The organism is Pseudomonas sp. Sample_23, from assembly GCF_004307595.1.
Lineage (GTDB): Bacteria > Pseudomonadota > Gammaproteobacteria > Pseudomonadales > Pseudomonadaceae > Aquipseudomonas > Aquipseudomonas atacamensis.
In genome coordinates this window covers 108,569-124,211 of record NZ_RCNX01000086.1, presented here as the reverse complement: position 1 = coordinate 124,211, position 15,643 = coordinate 108,569, and the positions used below count along the sequence as shown (strand labels likewise).

The 15,643-nt window shown below is 60.5% G+C and carries 14 protein-coding genes; 6 read left to right on the top strand and 8 right to left on the bottom strand.

Features of this window, described 5'->3' with window-relative positions:
- Nucleotides 1-7 precede the first annotated feature (7 nt).
- Together D8U82_RS23425 and D8U82_RS23420 are read left to right on the top strand one after the other, a co-directional pair.
- Nucleotides 8-766, top strand: coding sequence for an SDR family oxidoreductase (locus D8U82_RS23425; protein WP_016774436.1), 759 nt, complete (start codon nt 8-10; stop codon nt 764-766).
- A 31-nt stretch (nt 767-797) separates the two neighbouring features.
- Nucleotides 798-1,754 (top strand): 2-hydroxyacid dehydrogenase, encoded by a 957-nt coding sequence (locus tag D8U82_RS23420; protein ID WP_130903066.1) that lies wholly within the window; start codon nt 798-800, stop codon nt 1,752-1,754.
- A gap of 813 nt (nt 1,755-2,567) precedes the next feature.
- Here D8U82_RS23420 and D8U82_RS23415 read toward each other — a convergent pair.
- Both D8U82_RS23415 and D8U82_RS23410 read right to left on the bottom strand, forming a co-directional pair.
- Nucleotides 2,568-2,909, bottom strand: a complete 342-nt coding sequence (locus tag D8U82_RS23415) for a hypothetical protein (RefSeq protein WP_024012691.1) — start codon at nt 2,907-2,909, stop codon at nt 2,568-2,570.
- An 86-nt stretch (nt 2,910-2,995) separates the two neighbouring features.
- Nucleotides 2,996-3,637, bottom strand: a complete 642-nt coding sequence (locus tag D8U82_RS23410) for a class II glutamine amidotransferase (protein WP_051600691.1) — start codon at nt 3,635-3,637, stop codon at nt 2,996-2,998.
- A gap of 167 nt (nt 3,638-3,804) precedes the next feature.
- Here D8U82_RS23410 and D8U82_RS23405 point away from each other — a divergent pair, with 167 nt between their 5' ends.
- The 3 genes from D8U82_RS23405 to D8U82_RS23395 all read left to right on the top strand — a co-directional run bounded on the left by D8U82_RS23405 (nt 3,805) and on the right by D8U82_RS23395 (nt 5,840).
- Nucleotides 3,805-4,053, top strand: a complete 249-nt coding sequence (locus D8U82_RS23405; protein ID WP_130903065.1) for a hypothetical protein — start codon at nt 3,805-3,807, stop codon at nt 4,051-4,053.
- A 105-nt stretch (nt 4,054-4,158) separates the two neighbouring features.
- Nucleotides 4,159-5,316, top strand: coding sequence for a GGDEF domain-containing protein (locus D8U82_RS23400; RefSeq protein WP_073474876.1), 1,158 nt, complete (start codon nt 4,159-4,161; stop codon nt 5,314-5,316).
- Between the two features lie 8 nt (nt 5,317-5,324).
- Nucleotides 5,325-5,840 carry a thioesterase gene (locus tag D8U82_RS23395; RefSeq protein ID WP_016774430.1) on the top strand — a complete coding sequence of 172 codons (516 nt, stop codon included), beginning with the start codon at nt 5,325-5,327 and terminating at the stop codon, nt 5,838-5,840.
- A 196-nt stretch (nt 5,841-6,036) separates the two neighbouring features.
- Here D8U82_RS23395 and D8U82_RS23390 read toward each other — a convergent pair whose 3' ends face one another.
- Nucleotides 6,037-8,241, bottom strand: coding sequence for an OsmC domain/YcaO domain-containing protein (locus D8U82_RS23390; protein WP_016774429.1), 2,205 nt, complete (start codon nt 8,239-8,241; stop codon nt 6,037-6,039).
- Nucleotides 8,242-8,461: 220 nt separating this feature from the next.
- Between D8U82_RS23390 and D8U82_RS23385 the strand changes: the two genes are divergently transcribed.
- On the top strand, nt 8,462-11,071 hold the full coding sequence (locus tag D8U82_RS23385; protein WP_130887982.1) for an EAL domain-containing protein: 2,610 nt from the start codon (nt 8,462-8,464) through the stop codon (nt 11,069-11,071).
- A 3-nt stretch (nt 11,072-11,074) separates the two neighbouring features.
- Here the strand turns inward: D8U82_RS23385 and cydB are convergent, their stop codons facing one another.
- The 5 genes from cydB to ppk2 all read right to left on the bottom strand — a co-directional run bounded on the left by cydB (nt 11,075) and on the right by ppk2 (nt 15,609).
- Nucleotides 11,075-12,076 carry a cytochrome d ubiquinol oxidase subunit II gene (cydB, locus tag D8U82_RS23380; RefSeq protein ID WP_130887983.1) on the bottom strand — a complete coding sequence of 334 codons (1,002 nt, stop codon included), beginning with the start codon at nt 12,074-12,076 and terminating at the stop codon, nt 11,075-11,077.
- Nucleotides 12,077-12,088: 12 nt separating this feature from the next.
- On the bottom strand, nt 12,089-13,462 hold the full coding sequence (locus D8U82_RS23375; RefSeq protein ID WP_130887984.1) for a cytochrome ubiquinol oxidase subunit I: 1,374 nt from the start codon (nt 13,460-13,462) through the stop codon (nt 12,089-12,091).
- A 3-nt stretch (nt 13,463-13,465) separates the two neighbouring features.
- Nucleotides 13,466-13,855, bottom strand: a complete 390-nt coding sequence (locus D8U82_RS23370; protein WP_130903064.1) for a VOC family protein — start codon at nt 13,853-13,855, stop codon at nt 13,466-13,468.
- Between the two features lie 23 nt (nt 13,856-13,878).
- The gene (locus D8U82_RS23365; RefSeq protein ID WP_016774424.1) at nt 13,879-14,094 is read right to left on the bottom strand and encodes a hypothetical protein; all 216 of its coding nucleotides are present in this window, start codon (nt 14,092-14,094) and stop codon (nt 13,879-13,881) included.
- Nucleotides 14,095-14,793: 699 nt separating this feature from the next.
- Entirely contained in the window at nt 14,794-15,609 is an 816-nt protein-coding gene (ppk2, locus tag D8U82_RS23360; protein WP_125926180.1) for a polyphosphate kinase 2, read from the bottom strand.
- Nucleotides 15,610-15,643 lie beyond the last annotated feature (34 nt).

The following is a 15,643-nucleotide window of genomic DNA, read 5'->3' as shown; positions in this document are numbered from 1 at the left end:
CAACAATATGACGACCCCTTTGAAAGTCGCGCTGGTGACCGGCGCTGGCAGTGGCATTGGCCGCGCCGTGGCGCTGGGCCTGATGGCTGACGGTTTCACCCTTGTGCTCGCCGGACGCCGGCCCGAGCCCTTGCAAGCGTTGGCCGAACTGGCGCAGAGCCAGGGTTATCAAGCCTTGGCGGTACCCACCGACGTGCGTGATCCGGCCAGTGTCGACGTGCTGTTCGCGACCATTGCCGAGGTCTACGGGCGCCTCGATGTGGTCTTCAACAACGCCGGCGTCAACGCCCCCGCCGTGCCGCTGGATGAGTTGACCTTTGAGCAATGGCGCAACGTGATCGACACCAACCTCAACGGAGTCTTTCTGTGCGCTCGCGGCGCGTTTGGGCTGATGCGCAAACAACAGCCGCAGGGCGGACGAATCATCAACAACGGTTCGATTTCCGCACACACGCCGCGCCCGTTCAGCAGCGCCTACACCGCGAGCAAACACGCCGTGCTCGGCCTGACCAAATCCCTGGCGCTGGACGGCCGCGAATTCAACATCGCCTGCAGCCAGATCGACATCGGCAATGCCCTGACGGAAATGTCGGTGCGCATGACCAAAGGCGTACGCCAGGCCAACGGCAGCATCGCCGTCGAGCCGATGGTCGACGTCAAACACGTCGCCGATGCAGTGCGCTACATCGCCGGCCTGCCGCTGTCGGCCAACGTCCTGAACATGACCGTCATGGCCAGCGCCATGCCGTTTGCCGGCCGCGGTTGAGCCGGCCTTTTTATTGCGTAACGAGGTAGCCATGAAGCCAGAAATCCTGCAACTGAGCCCGATCCTGATCCCGCAAATCAACGCGCGTCTGGACCAACTGTTCACCGTACGCCGCTACTTCCAGCAAGCGGACAAACCCGCCTACATAAACGAACACGGCGCCAGCATTCGCGGCGTCATCACCGGCGGTCACACCGGCATCAGCCAGGCGCTGATGGCGCAACTGCCGAACCTGGAAGTCGTCGCGGTCAACGGCGTCGGCACCGACGCCGTCGATCTGGCCTACGCCCGCGACCGCGGCATCCGCGTCACCGCCACCATCGGCGCCCTCACCGAAGACGTCGCCGACCTCGCCATCGGCCTGCTCATCTCGGTCTGTCGCGGCCTGTGCACCAGCGACCGCTACGTGCGCTCCGGCCAATGGCCACAAAGCCCGACCCCACTCGCCCCGCTGCCCTTGGCCCGACAAGTCTCCGGCATGCGCATCGGCATCGTCGGCATGGGCCGCGTCGGCCGCGCCATCGCCACCCGCGCCGCCGCCTTCGGCTGCCCGATCAGCTACACCGACCTGCAACCGATGAGCGACGTCCCCCACACCTTCGTCGCCGACCTCAAACAACTGGCCCGCGACAGCGACGCCCTGATCCTCGCCGCCGCGGCGGACAAGGGCGAAGCGATCATCAACGCGCCAGTGCTGCAAGCGCTGGGCAAGGACGGTTACCTGGTCAACGTCGCCCGGGGCAAACTGGTGAATGAGACGGATCTGGTTGCCGCGCTTTCGGCTGGGGAAATCGCCGGGGCTGGGCTGGATGTGTTTGTCGATGAACCGAATGTGCCTGAAGCGTTGTTTGCTAATGAACAAGTGGTTCTGCAACCGCATCGGGCCAGCGCAACATTGCAGACTCGCACGCGGATGGGGGAAATGGTGGTGGCGAGTCTGGTTGATACGTTTGCGGGGAAAGTGCCGGTTGGGTGTGTGACGGGGTGAACGGGTTCCGGAGCGCTGTTCGTGATCGCGGCACACACCGCCTTCGCGAGCAGGCTCGCTCCCACAGGTTTGATTGCGTACATTCAGTGAGAAATAGGGCGTCTGTCAGGCCGCCTTCGCTGGCAAGCCAGCTCCCACAGGTTTTTGTGGCGTGAACAGGAATTGGTCAACACCCAACGTCCAATGCAGGCTTGCTCTCAACAGAAAAGCAAAAGCGAAGGCCAGATCAAAAGATCGCAGCCTTCGGCAGCTCCAGTTGGATCGCGTTCCGCTCAAGAACAGGTCGGCTGTCAGGCCGCCTTCGCGAGCAGGCTCGCTCCCACAGAAAAGCAAAAGCAGACCCCATCGCTTTTCACCACTCAATACAATGAGCGCAAGCTCGAGTAGCTTTTGATCCTGGAGCCCGTCGGCAGGCTGAGTGGAGGGATTGATCCGGGGGTGGGAGCGCAGCGACCGTCTGGCGCAGCCAGACACAGCGGAAGGAGGTGCAGCGAAGCAAACCGTAGCCGCTGCGCCCGGATCGATTCCGGAGCGAAGGAACCCCGAGCTCCAGCGAGCGGGCCGAACGTCAGGGCGAAGCCTTTTTGGGTACTTTTTCGGCGTCTGGAAAAAGTGCCTCGCCGTAAGGGCGAAACCGCCAGCCGCAACACCACCAAAAAAGGATATACACCCAAAAACCCCGAAGCATGGTCGGCCCAAAGGCCGCCAAGTCCCCAAAAAAAAGCCCCACAACCGAAAACCAGTGTGGGGCCAAAAAATTGGTTGGTTGCGGCCAACCAAAGGAGCTCTGTCAAAACCCGTCAAGCGCTCAGATCAAATACACTCCTGAGCCGCCCGCTCAAAACTCGAAGGCAACAAATTCGACGCCAGCAAATGCCGTTCATAAATGAACACCTTGCCGCCCTTCCCCGCCTTGTACGCCTCCAGCACGTTATCCGCCGAGACCTTGCTCGGCACCACAATCCGATAACTGCGCTGACTCTGCGAAACCGTCGGATTCAACGCACTGTCCTGCAACTTCGGCACCACGCAATCGGCGTACTGCGCCGGCGTCTTGCTGGTCTGCAAGGTCAGGGTCGGATCGTTCGGCGCCGAAGCGCAACCGGCGAGCAACAGGGAAACAAAAGCCATGGCTGGCACGAATAAAGTACGCATGGAGTAAATCCTGAAAAATAAAGGTCCGGTTCAACCGGCAACGGTTCGACTTCACGGCGCCGCCGTTGCCATTTACGTTTTAAGAATCAGCTCGACGCCACCAGGGCCTTGAGCGACACATCGAATTGCTTCAGCGCATTGAGTTGCAGGTCACGTTGCTGATTGATCTGCGCGGCGATCTGCGGCGCCGCCTGGTTGTGCACCCACACCGAAGGCAACTCTTGCTCGATCGCCCCCTCGGCCTTGCCGATGTACTGCAGATCGGCGTCGTAGAACCGTGCAGAGAAGCGCGCCTCGACCAAACTGTTGCGCTGAGTCAGCAAGCGGTTGAAGGTGTCGAGCTTGACCACCACGTCCGGATGGGCCTGAACCAGCGCATCGAGGTTGTCGTAGACGGTCACCGAGACGAACTGCTGTTGCAGCGAACTCACCAGCCAGTCGAGGGCCAGTTCCGGGTCGGAGCTGCCGACAAAGGCGTCGCGGATTCGCGAGTCCAGTGCGTCTTTCGCACCGTTCAGCGCCATGTCGTGGTAGCGCTCCAGGTATTGCAGGTTCTGCAACGTGTTTTCGCTCAACAACACACCCACGGTCTGCGTGTGCTGCAACGCCGAGGCGCTGGCAGCGATGGGTTGCAGGTGACACGACCGGGCGTCGTCTGCGTAAGCCGGTGCGGTAACTACCCCGCCCATCAGCAGGGCGATCATTGCCAGTCGAGTCAGAATGTTCATCGCGCAATTTCCTTGAGCTGCGTCTTCGATGGAGGCGATTTTCCGCCGATCGCCAGCAAAGCAGAACTTGCGTTTCTTGATGGTCACTATTACTTCCAGCAATAGTTGCGCGTCGCGCAGACTGATGCACACTGAGCACATTCAAGAAAAATGATGAGGGTCTCGCCTTGAGAACGTTTGATCTGATCCGTGACGCCGTGCTGCCTGAATATCGCGATCGCGTAGCCGAATACCTGATGCAGTACGAAAGCGTCCTGCTGGACAAAAACAGCCGCGATGCGCAATTGATCCGCGACACTGCCCAGCAACTGCGCGGTTATCTGCGCGGGCTCAACACCACGCGGGTGCTGGGCATGGCCTATTGGGAAGAGCTCGATCGCCGCGTGGTAGACACCTGGCTAAGCCCGCAAGAGTGACCGCTGGAGCGCCAGTGGTCTGCCCGGCAACGCGCCCCCTGCGAAAAACCTGACCAAACGCTTACAATCGCAGGCCTATTGCCATACAGACAGGCCTGCCCGGAAATGCCGCTCGACCCGCCAACGATGCTGACCATCACGATCGCCCTCGCAGCCGCTGCCGCGCTGTACCTGGCGGTCGAGTGGCGAAGCATCCGTGAGCCTTCGCTACTGTTCTGGAGCGCCGGTTTCGCCACCATCACCATCGGTTCCACCCTGGCTCTGCTGCGCAGCAGCGGTTTTCTGCTGCTGGGCATCTGGTTCGCCAACGGCCTGCTGGTGACCGCGCACTTCTTCTTTCTCCTCGGCGTGGCGCGCTTCACCCAGACCCGACTGTCGCCGGCGTGGTACTTGATTTTCGCGACGTGGCTGATCATGTTGATGTTGCCGGACGGCCCGCTGTGGTCCAAGGCCATGCTGGTGGCCAACTCGCTGCTGGTGGCGATCCCGACACTCAAGGCCAGTTCGCTGCTGCGCCCGCACGGCAAATCATTGAGCGTTGGCGCGGTGCAATTGCGCTATGTGCTGCTCGGCCACGGCATCTTTTATGTGGCCAAGGCACTGACCGTGGTGATCCCCGGCACGCTGATCGATCTGGCGGCGTTTCGTGGCGAGATCATTCAGATCTCGCTGGTCGAAGGCGCGATGGCGATCATGTTGATCGCCCTGTCGATGACCGGCACCGAGCGTTATCGCCGGGAAAAGCAGATCGCCCGCCTCGCCGAGCGCGATCCGCTCACGGCCCTCTACAACCGCAGGGCGCTGGAAAAACGCACGCCCCGCCTGTTGGCCGGTGTCTCCGCGCAAAGACCGGGTGCGCTGCTGTTGATCGATATCGACAACTTCAAACTGGTCAACGACCAGTACGGGCATATCGCCGGTGATCGCTTGCTGATTGCTCTGAGCGAGATGATCCGCGCCCAGCTGCCGCCCCATGCGCTGACGGCGCGGCTGGGTGGCGATGAGTTTCTGATGCTGCTCAACAACGCCTCAGCCGAAGCTATCCTTGAACTGGGCAATGCCTTGCGCGAACAGTTTCTGGCCTTGGCGTCGCACACCTATCCCACGTCCGCTGCGGTGACTTTGAGCATCGGCGCCACCCTGTTCGACAAACCGCCGGCCAGTCTGGCGGCGCTGATCGAACTTGGCGACGCCGCGCTCTATGAGTCCAAACGCGGCGGACGCAACCGCTTGCGCCTGTCCGGCCTCGCCACTCCAGGATGACCCCTGCCATGTCCAGCCACGCCACCCCGCTGCAAGACCTCGCCGCCCCCGAAGGCGTTTGTTACGGCTGCGGCGGCCGCAATCCGCAAGGCCTGCACGTGAAAAGTCGTTGGGATGAGGACGGCAGCCACGTCATCGCCGAGCATCTGCCCGACGCCCAATACTGCGGCTGGCCGGACCTGGTTTACGGCGGGCTGATCGCCATGCTCGTCGACTGTCACTCCAACTGGACCGCCATGGCCTGGCACTACCGCGCAGAAAACCGCGAAGCCGGCAGCCTGCCGCGCATCGACTGCGTCACCGGTAACCTTGGGATCAAGTTCATCAAGCCAACACCGATGGGCGTACCGCTGCTCTTGCGCGCACGGGTCGAAGGTGAAGTCGGGCGCAAGACCCGGGTGATTTGCGAAGTGTATGCCGGGGAAGTGCTGACGGCAGTGGGTGATTCGGTGTTTGTGCGGGTGGATACGGGGCAGTTGGCGGATGCAGCGCATGGCCGCGAAAGCCAAAGCCCCTCACCCTAGCCCTCTCCCAAAGGGAGAGGGAACTGACCGCAGTGTCTGGTGGAAATAGGCCGACCTGGGAAACCGAGTCGAACACAAATTCTGAAAAGCTTGAAAATCGGCTCCCTCTCCCTCGGGAGAGGGCTGGGGTGAGGGGCTGCGGTTCAAGCCACGCAGCCACACTCAAGCCGAAAGCGAAACGTTCGTAGCCAGCTCTTCAGCGCGACAACGCCGCCACACCAGCCCGCGCCGCATGCAGCTTTTTATAGCTTTCGATCAAGCGCAAATGCCGGTCCAGCCCTTCCAGCTTCATGCTCGTTGGCGTCAAACCGTAAAAACGCACACTGCCATTCACCGAACCAATCGCCGCATCCATACGCTCGTCACCAAACATCCGGCGGAAATTGGCTTCGTAATCCTCAAGCTCCAGGTCTTCATCCAGCTCCATCTCCAGCACCACATTGACCGCTTGATAGAACAAGCCACGCTCAACGGTGTTGTCGTTGTATTGCAGGAATGCCTCAACCAGATCCTTGGCCTCGTCAAACTTCTGCAGCGCGAGGTAGATCAGCAGGCGCAGTTCCAGAATCGTCAACTTGCCCCACGGTGTGTTGTCATCGAACTCGATGCCGATCAGTGTGGTGATATCGGTGTAGTCGTCCTGCTCGCTGCGTTCCAGGCCCTGGACCAGATTGCGCAGGCCAACCTTACTGAGGTTGTGCAGATTGAGGATGTCGGCGCGGAATTGCAGGGCTTTGTTGGTGTTGTCCCAGATCAGGTCTTCGACCGGGTAGATCTCCGAGTAATCCGGCACGAGGATGCGGCAGGCCTTGGCGCCGATGTGCTCGTAGACCGCCATGTAGACTTCCTTGCCCATGTCTTCGAGGATGCCGAACAGGGTCGCGGCTTCTTCGGCGTTGGAGTTTTCGCCTTGGCCTGAAAAGTCCCACTCGACGAATTCGAAGTCTGGTTTGGCGCTGAAGAAGCGCCACGACACCACACCGCTGGAATCGATGAAGTGCTCGACGAAGTTGTTCGGTTCGGTCACTGCCTGCCCCGAGAACGTCGGCTGCGGCAAGTCGTTGAGGCCTTCAAAGCTGCGGCCCTGAAGCAGTTCAGTCAGGCTGCGTTCCAGCGCGACTTCCAGGCTCGGGTGCGCGCCGAACGAGGCGAAGACGCCGCCAGTGCGCGGGTTCATCAGGGTCACGCACATCACCGGGAATTCACCGCCCAGCGAGGCGTCCTTGACCAGCACCGGGAAGCCCTGCTCTTCCAGGCCTTTGATGCCGGCGAGGATGCTCGGGTATTTCTCCAGTACCTCTTGCGGTACGTCCGGCAGGGCCATTTCGCCTTCGAGGATTTCGCGTTTGACTGCGCGCTCGAAAATTTCCGACAGGCACTGCACCTGCGCTTCGGCCAAGGTGTTGCCGGCGCTCATGCCGTTGCTCAGGTAGAGGTTTTCGATCAGGTTGGACGGGAAGTACACCACTTCACCGTCCGACTGGCGCACAAACGGCAGCGAGCAGATGCCGCGCTGGGTGTTGCCGGAGTTGGTGTCGTACAGGTGCGAGCCACGCAGTTCGCCGTCGCGGTTGTAAATGCCGAGGGTGTAGTCGTCGAGAATTTCGCTAGGCAATTCGTCTTTCGGACCCGGCTTGAACCACTTCTCGTCCGGATAATGGACGAATTCGGCGTTGGCGATGTCTTCGCCCCAGAACTGGTCGTTATAGAAGAAGTTGCAATTGAGGCGCTCGATGAACTCGCCCAGCGCCGACGCCAGTGCGCCTTCCTTGGTCGCGCCCTTGCCGTTGGTGAAGCACATCGGCGAATGCGCATCGCGAATGTGCAGCGACCAGACGTTGGGCACGATGTTGCGCCACGAGGCGATTTCGATCTTCATGCCGAGGTCGGCAAGAATCTTCGACATGTTGGCGATGGTCTGTTCCAGCGGCAGGTCCTTGCCGGCGATGTAGGTGCCTGCCTGGGAATCGGACTGCGGCATCAACAAGGCCTGGGCATCGGCGTCGAGGTTGTCGACTTCTTCGATGATGAACTCGGGGCCGGTCTGCACCACCTTCTTCACGGTGCAGCGGTCGATGGAACGCAGGATGCCCTGGCGATCCTTGTCCGAGATGTCGGCGGGCAATTCGACCTGAATCTTGAAGATCTGGTTGTAGCGGTTTTCCGGGTCGACGATGTTGTTCTGCGACAGGCGAATGTTCTCTGTCGGGATGTTGCGCGTGTCGCAGTACAGCTTGACGAAGTAAGCCGCGCACAAGGCCGACGACGCCAGGAAGTAGTCGAACGGCCCCGGTGCCGAGCCATCGCCCTTGTAGCGAATGGGCTGATCGGCGATCACCGTGAAGTCGTCGAACTTGGCTTCAAGTCGAAGGTTGTCGAGAAAGTTGACCTTGATTTCCATGCGGGATTACCAGAATACGGCTAAACGAATGGCGGCCATTATCCGGTTTTTGTGCGGGAAGTCTCGCCCTTTCGGGATTCGCCGCTGGCCGGCGCTGCTGGAAATTCCAACGGATTCGCTACACTTTGAAAAAATCCAGGCGATACCAATAACAACAATCTGAACATTGTGCGCTCGCCATTGTTCTAGATTCAGAAGACACCGGATCAAGGACGAGCACATGGCCGTTACTCTCCCTGCGCAGCCAATCCCCACCCCGCAACGCGCCGTGACCCGGCGCCTGGCCATCGCCGTTGGCGCACTGTTCATTGCGGGTGTCATCGCCGCGATCAGCACCTTGCTTGGGATCGCCAATACCCTCGACGCGAAAGATCTGGAACAGAACCAGTTCTATTCCGTGCGCGCCGTGGAAAACCGCATCACCGCGTCGAAAAACTACATCACCAGTTACGCCTACTGGACCCGCGCCTATGAGGCCTTGAGCGGGCCGATCGACGTCAACTGGGCCTACACCGAACAGAACATGGGCAAGACCCTGTTCACCAGCGACGGCTACGACGGCGTGTTCGTCCTCGATCGCAAGCGCACCAAGTACGCGGTGATTCGCGGGCAGATGGTTGAAACCGACGTATCCGGCGTACTGCAAGCGCCCGCCTCGGCGTTGGTCGAGCAGGTGCTGAGTCAGCCTGACCTGACCAAGCCGATCAGTAGCTATTCATTGTTCGAAGGCTGGCCGGCGCTGATCACCGCTGCCGCGATCATTCCCAACGACGAGCGCCCGCTGGATGAACTGAGAAACACCTCGGTGCTGGTGTTCGTCGACAAGCTGACCCCGACCAAACTGCGCAAGATCGGCAGCGGTTATGGCCTGACGAACCTGACCCTGGTCCCGGACGGCACCATTGAGAAAGGCCATCCAAGTGTGCCCCTCGACAGCACCGGCTACAGTCTGGTCGCCGACCTGCAACGACCCGGCCAGCAATTGCTATGGACGCTGGTGCCGCCGCTCGGCGCGACGTTTCTGGTGCTGATGCTGCTCACCGCCTATTTTTTCCGCCATGCATTGCGCTCATCGCAATACGTCGACAACAGCATTCATGCCATGCAGGCCTCGAATCAGGCACTCGAGAAAGCCAATCATGCCCTCGAAGCCAGTGAAGAACGCTTTCGCGCCGTGGCCGAAGCGGCGTCGGACTGGATCTGGGAAGTTGATGATCAGTTGGCGCTGACCTATCTGTCGGCGCGCTTCAGCGAAGTCACCGGCTACCCGCAAGCCCTGTGGCTGGGCCAGGACATCGGCGAATTACTGACTTGCGACACCACGCCACTGGAGCTATGGCTGCGCAAACTCAGCGAAGAAAACAGCGCCGGCGATTTGCGCTGCACTTATCGCGATCACTCCGGGCAGCCACGCCACTGCCGGCTCTCGGCGCGGCCGATTTTCGACAAGGACAGCGTCGTCGGCTATCGCGGCACTGCCAGCGATATCACCGACGAAGTCGCCGCCCATGCGCAGATCCAGCACCTGTCGATGCATGACGCCCTGACCGGCCTGCCCAACCGCAACAAACTGGCGCGTTATCTCGACGACGTCCTGGTATTGAAGGAACACGCGCCGCCGCTGTCGCTGCTGATGATCGATCTGGACAACTTCAAACCGATCAACGATTCCCTCGGCCATCCTGCCGGTGACGCGGTCCTCCAGGAAGTCGCCACGCGCCTGCGCGAATGCACCCGCGAGCACGACCTCGTCGCCCGCCTCGGTGGTGATGAATTCGTCGTGGTGCTCAATGGCATGGACAGCCATAACGAGATCGACAAATTCTGCACACGGCTGATCGGCAGCCTGCATCAGCCGATCCTCTACGAACAGCATCCGCTGCATATCGGCGCCAGTGTCGGCATCGCCCTGAGTCGTCGACACGGTTTCGTCGCCAGCGATCTGATCCGCTACGCCGACATCGCGCTGTATCAAGCCAAATCCGACGGCAAGAACACTTGGTGCTACTTCGAAGCGCACATGAGCGACCAGATCCAGACGCGCCGGCAAATGGAAGATGACCTGCGCCATGCGCTAAAACACAACGAATTCGTCTTGCACTATCAGCCGCGCTACAAGGTCGACGGCAAACACATCGTCTCGGTGGAGGCGCTGGTGCGCTGGCAGCATCCGACCCAGGGCCTGCTCGGGCCGGACGTGTTCATTCCGCTGGCCGAGCAGACCGACCTGATCGTACCGCTGGGCCGCTGGGTGCTGCGCGAAGCCTGCGAAACCGCGCTGGAATGGCCCCATGACATTCTGCTGTCGGTCAACCTTTCGCCTGCGCAGTTCGCCCTCAGCGATGTCGTCGAGGATGTTCGTGAAGTGCTGGTGGATACGCGTTTCCCGGCCAGCCGTCTGGAGCTGGAGATCACCGAGAACGTGATGCTCAATGACACCGACGGCGCGCTGACCACCATGAATCAGCTCAAGGAGCTCGGCGTGCGTCTGAACATGGACGACTTCGGCACCGGTTATTCGTCGCTCGGTTACCTACGCGCCTATCCATTCGACGGGATCAAGATCGACAAACGCTTTATCGCCTCGATCAGCAGCGGCACCAACGACCGTGCCGTGGTGCAAGCGATCATCGGTCTGGGCAAAGCCATGGGGCTGACGGTGACGGCCGAAGGCGTCGAGACCGAGGAGCAACTGGCGATTCTCGGCAAGGATCAATGCAACGAGGTGCAGGGTTATTTCATGAGTCGGCCGATCGACAAGGTTGCTTTTGCTGATCTGCTACGAGCTTCGCGACTGTCGCTGGTGAGCAAAAAAGGTCGGGTGACGTGAATCTCAACCATCGTTGGCAACGCGCACCTTGCCGCTGAACACGCGGAAACCGAAGGTGTTGTAGGCCAGGGTGATGGGGATCAGCACGGCGAATCCGACCAACATGAAGATCTGGCTGGTGGGGCTTGAGGCTGCTTCGCTCAAAGTCAGATCCGGCGGAATGATGAAGGGATACAGCGCGACCAGCATCACCGCGAAAGCCAGCACTAAAACGCCCAATGCGGCGAACAACGGCACACAGTCAAAGCGCTCGTGAAAACCTTTGCTGAACACCCATCCTAGAGCGCTGACGATCAGCCCTGCCGGCAACCACAGCCGAATATCGGCGAGCCTCCGGGCATATTGCGGCTGTAATGTCGCCGTCCATGCGATCAGCACCAGCAATAACGCCACAACGACCAGCGACAGCACGCGGGCCTGGCGGGCCGAGTGCTGCTGCAATTCATCAAGGGTGCGCCAGTACAGCCAGCACGTCCCCAGCCAGACGTAACCGAGCACCAGCACCAAACCGCAAAACACAGGGAACGGATTCAGCCAGTCGCGGCCATCGCCAATGTACTGACCGCCCTGATGGGCAACGCCTTGCACGAGAGTGCCGAGCACCATGCCCTGGACAAACCCGGTCAGCAGCGAAGCCAGCGCCAACACGCCGTCGACGATGCGCTTGCGTCGCTCGTTCGGTGCGTAATCGCGAAACTCCAGCGCCATGGCCCGTGCGACCAAGGCGAGGAACATCACGATAAAAGGCACGTACAAGGCCGGCAGCAAGATCGCGTACGCCAGCGGAAACAGCGCCAGCAGCCCGCCGCCGCCGAGCACCAGCCAGGTTTCGTTGGCGTCCCACACCGGCAGAATCGACACCGCCATCACCCTGCGCTGCTTGCTGCAAGCCGTGAGGCCCATGAGCATGCCGACGCCCAGATCGGTGCCGTCGAGCAGCACGTAGTTCATCACCGAGAACGCCAATGCGGCAGCGCACAATAGAGTCAGCCAGTCGGTGTCCATGTCTGCGACTCCTCAGTGCCCGGTTTCGTCGGCCAGCGTGGGCTGCGGCCCGGGTTGATCCTGCTGCGGCGGCTCGCGCAACAGGCGCAGCAACACCCACAGACCGATGCCGAAGATCAACAGATAAAGCAGCAGAATCAACCAGGTCGAGCCGACGACTTGAGCCCTGGACACTGATGACAGACTGTCCGCCGTGCGCAGCAATCCGTAAACGGTAAACGGCTGTCGCCCCACTTCGGTGACGACCCAGCCGCTGAGCATCGCCAGAAATCCGGCCGGCGCCAGCAGCACGCACGCGCCCAGCCAGCGACGCGCCGTGTACAGGCGATTACGTCGGCGCAGGATCAGGCTGACCACACCCTGCCCAAGCATCAACAGTCCCAGCCCGACCATCAGCCGGAACGCGAAAAACACCGGCGCCACGGGCGGGATGTCCTTAGCCGGGAACTCATCAAGCGCAGCGATGGTGCTGGTCAGATCATGCTGCAGGTAGAGGGAGCCGATGCGAGGAATGGCGACTTCCCAATTGTTGCTCCGCTCGTCCATATCCGGCCATGCGAACAGGCGCAGTGGCTCCCCCGCGCCCTCTGGCGGGCGCGTCCATGAGCCTTCGATGGCCGCCACTTTCTGCGGCTGGGCGTGCAAACTGTGCCGGCCATGCAGATCCCCGACAACAATCTGCACCGGCATCAGCAGCGCAATCACCCACAGCGCCATGGAGAATTGCAGGCGAGCACGCGGGTTTTCCCGGGCCTGGCGCAATTGCCGGGCGCTGATCCCGGCAATCAGCGTCGCGCTGCCGATGAACACGGCGAGCAGCATGTGCGCCAAGCGATAGGGGAACGAAGGATTGAAGATGATTGCCCACCAGTCCTCAGCGAGGAAACGCCCGTCCGCGCCAATCGAATAGCCGGCGGGGGTTTGCATCCATGAGTTGGCGGAAAGAATCCAGAACGCGCTGATCAGCGAGCCCACCGCCACCGCACACGTGGCAAAAAAGTGCAGACGCGGGCCAACCTTCTTCAGGCCGAACAGCATGATGCCGAGAAATCCCGCTTCGATGAAAAATGCCGCCATCACTTCATAGAACATCAGCGGGCCGAGGACATCACCGGCCTGCACCGACAGCCGCGACCAGTTGAGGCCGAACTGATATTCCAGAATCAATCCCGACGCCGTGCCCACTGCGACATTTAGCGCAAACACTTTGAGCCAGTAGCGATAGACATCCAGATAAACCTGGCGCCCGGTCCTCAACCACAACGCTTCCAGCACCATGAGGAAATTCGCCAGACCGATGCTGAACGCCGCCAGCACGATGTGAAAGCTGATCGTGATCGCGAACTGAGCGCGGGCGGCCATCAGGGCCGAATCAACAGGCTCCATCCATCAGCCGCTGTAGAACACAGCCAGCTTGTTGCCTTCAGGATCGCGCAGATAGGCCACGTAAAAGTCCGGCGTATAGGCTTCGCGCGTGCCAGGCGGTCCTTCATTGCTGCCGCCACTGTCGAGCCCGGCCTTGTGCACCTGATCGACCTGGTGCCGCGAGTCGGCGCGAAACGCCGGCATCATGCCGTTGCCGGGTGTCGCCGGCTCATCGTTGAACGGTTGCGAGATGTGCACACTCCCGGGCCCGTTGGACTTGTCGGCGCAATCGGGCAAGTAGAAACAGTAGTGTTCTTCACGGTCATGCCGGTAGCCAAGCGGCGTCAGGATCGCCTTGTAAAAAGCCGCCGAACGCTCGACATCGTTGGCGCCGATAAACAGATAACTGAGCATGGGATGTCCTCCGATGGCAGCTGTCAGCGCTGTGGCTGTTCCTCGTTCAGGGTAAAAACGTTGCCGGCGTCACGCACTAATTGACGCCATTCGGCACTGGTAATCAGGCCCTGCTCCTCCATCTGATCCGCAGCCTTGAGCAACTCGTCATATTGCTGTTCCGGATCCAGATCGCCCTCGGCCTGCTCCGCCATCCTGCGCCATGCCGCCAGTGATGCCTTTTTTTGCTGATCGAACATACGGGTATCTCCTGAGGGACTTACCCGGTAGAAAAAACAGCGCGACAGAGGTTCAGGGCAGACGACGGATGGACGGGTGATACGCAAAACCTTGTCGGAGTGAGCCTGCTCGCGATAGCGGTATATCTTTCAAAACATTTGAATGTGCCTCCGTCATCGCGAGCAGGCTCGCTCCCACAGAAAAGCAAAATCAAAAGATCGCAGCCTTCGGCAGCTCCTACAGTTGGTCGCGTACCACCTCAAGTACAGGTCGGCTGTCAGGCCGCCTTCGCGAGCAGGCTCGCTCCCAAAAAAGCAAAGCAGCGCAGCTGCCCGCGGCGAAGCCGCCCCACTCAACAATGAGCGCAAGCTCGAGTGCTCTTGATCTTGATCCACCGGCGACGTCGGAAGGCTGAGTGGAGGGATTGATCCGGGCGTGGGAGCGCAGCGACCGTACGACGCAGTCGTACACAGCGGAAGGAGGTGCAGCGAAGCAAACCGTAGCCGCTGCGCCCGGATCAGTCCCGGAGCGAAGGAACCCGAGCCTGCGAGGGCCGAACGCAGGAGCAAAGCGTTTTGGTTACTTTTGGGCGTCTGCAAAAGTGACCCGCTGTAAGAGCGGAACCGCCAGCCGCAACACCCGAAAAAACGGATATACACCCAAAACCCCAAGAGCCTGGTCGGCCCAAAGGCCGCCAAGCCCCAAAAAATCCCGCAAAGTCAAAACCGCTCCGCCACCCGCTTGTACGGATAATCCGGCTCCCGATACTTGCCCGGCTTCTGCCGTTTCGGCAACTCGACCTTGTCGCGCTTCACCTCTTCATAGGGGATGCGACTGAGCAGATCAGTGATTATGTTCAGCCGTGCACGACGCTTGTCATTGGAGTCGGCAACCCTCCACGGCGCCCAATCGGTGTCGGTATGCTTGAACATCTCGTCCCGCGCCCGTGAGTAGTCATACCAGCGACTGTAGGATTTCAGATCCATTGGTGTCAGTTTCCAGGTCTTGCGCCCGTCATTGATTCGCGCTTCGAGCCGGCGGGTCTGTTCCTCCGGACTGACCTCAAGCCAGTACTTGAGCAGGATCACCCCCGAATCGACGATGGCGTTCTCCACCCAAGGGATCGACTTGAGAAACTTGTCAGCCTGTTCTTCCGTGCAAAAGCCCATGACCCGTTCGACGCCGGCGCGGTTGTACCAACTGCGGTCGAAAATCACCACCTCGCCGCCCGCCGGCAGATGCGGCAGGTAGCGCTGCACATGCATCTGGCTCTTTTCGCGATCGGTTGGCGCCGGCAGTGCCATCACGCGGAACACCCGTGGGCTGACGCGTTCGGTGATCGCCTTGATCACCCCGCCCTTGCCTGCACCGTCGCGCCCTTCGAAAACAATACATACCTTGACACCTTTGGCGATAACCCACTCCTGCAGCTTGACCAGTTCAATGTGCAGCTTGCGCAGCTGTTCCAGATAGTCCTTGTTTTTCAAGCGTGGACGTTCGATTGCCCTTGCAGGTTTCTTCTTGTCTTTCGCCATGAACCTGTCCTCGCGCTTCAACAACCCGCTGAAT

Bases quoted from the DNA above. Each gene is read 5' to 3' on its own strand.
- D8U82_RS23400 (WP_073474876.1), top strand. From the start codon at position 4,159: ATGCCGCTCGACCCGCCAACGATGCTGACCATCACGATCGCCCTCGCA.
- D8U82_RS23410 (WP_051600691.1), bottom strand. From the start codon at position 3,637: ATGAACATTCTGACTCGACTGGCAATGATCGCCCTGCTGATGGGCGGG.
- D8U82_RS23375 (WP_130887984.1), bottom strand. From the start codon at position 13,462: ATGGAGCCTGTTGATTCGGCCCTGATGGCCGCCCGCGCTCAGTTCGCG.
- D8U82_RS23395 (WP_016774430.1), top strand. From the start codon at position 5,325: ATGTCCAGCCACGCCACCCCGCTGCAAGACCTCGCCGCCCCCGAAGGC.
- D8U82_RS23390 (WP_016774429.1), bottom strand. From the start codon at position 8,241: ATGGAAATCAAGGTCAACTTTCTCGACAACCTTCGACTTGAAGCCAAG.
- cydB (WP_130887983.1), bottom strand. From the start codon at position 12,076: ATGGACACCGACTGGCTGACTCTATTGTGCGCTGCCGCATTGGCGTTC.
- D8U82_RS23385 (WP_130887982.1), top strand. From the start codon at position 8,462: ATGGCCGTTACTCTCCCTGCGCAGCCAATCCCCACCCCGCAACGCGCC.
- ppk2 (WP_125926180.1), bottom strand. From the start codon at position 15,609: ATGGCGAAAGACAAGAAGAAACCTGCAAGGGCAATCGAACGTCCACGC.
- D8U82_RS23425 (WP_016774436.1), top strand. From the start codon at position 8: ATGACGACCCCTTTGAAAGTCGCGCTGGTGACCGGCGCTGGCAGTGGC.
- D8U82_RS23370 (WP_130903064.1), bottom strand. From the start codon at position 13,855: ATGCTCAGTTATCTGTTTATCGGCGCCAACGATGTCGAGCGTTCGGCG.
- D8U82_RS23420 (WP_130903066.1), top strand. From the start codon at position 798: ATGAAGCCAGAAATCCTGCAACTGAGCCCGATCCTGATCCCGCAAATC.
- D8U82_RS23365 (WP_016774424.1), bottom strand. From the start codon at position 14,094: ATGTTCGATCAGCAAAAAAAGGCATCACTGGCGGCATGGCGCAGGATG.
- D8U82_RS23415 (WP_024012691.1), bottom strand. From the start codon at position 2,909: ATGCGTACTTTATTCGTGCCAGCCATGGCTTTTGTTTCCCTGTTGCTC.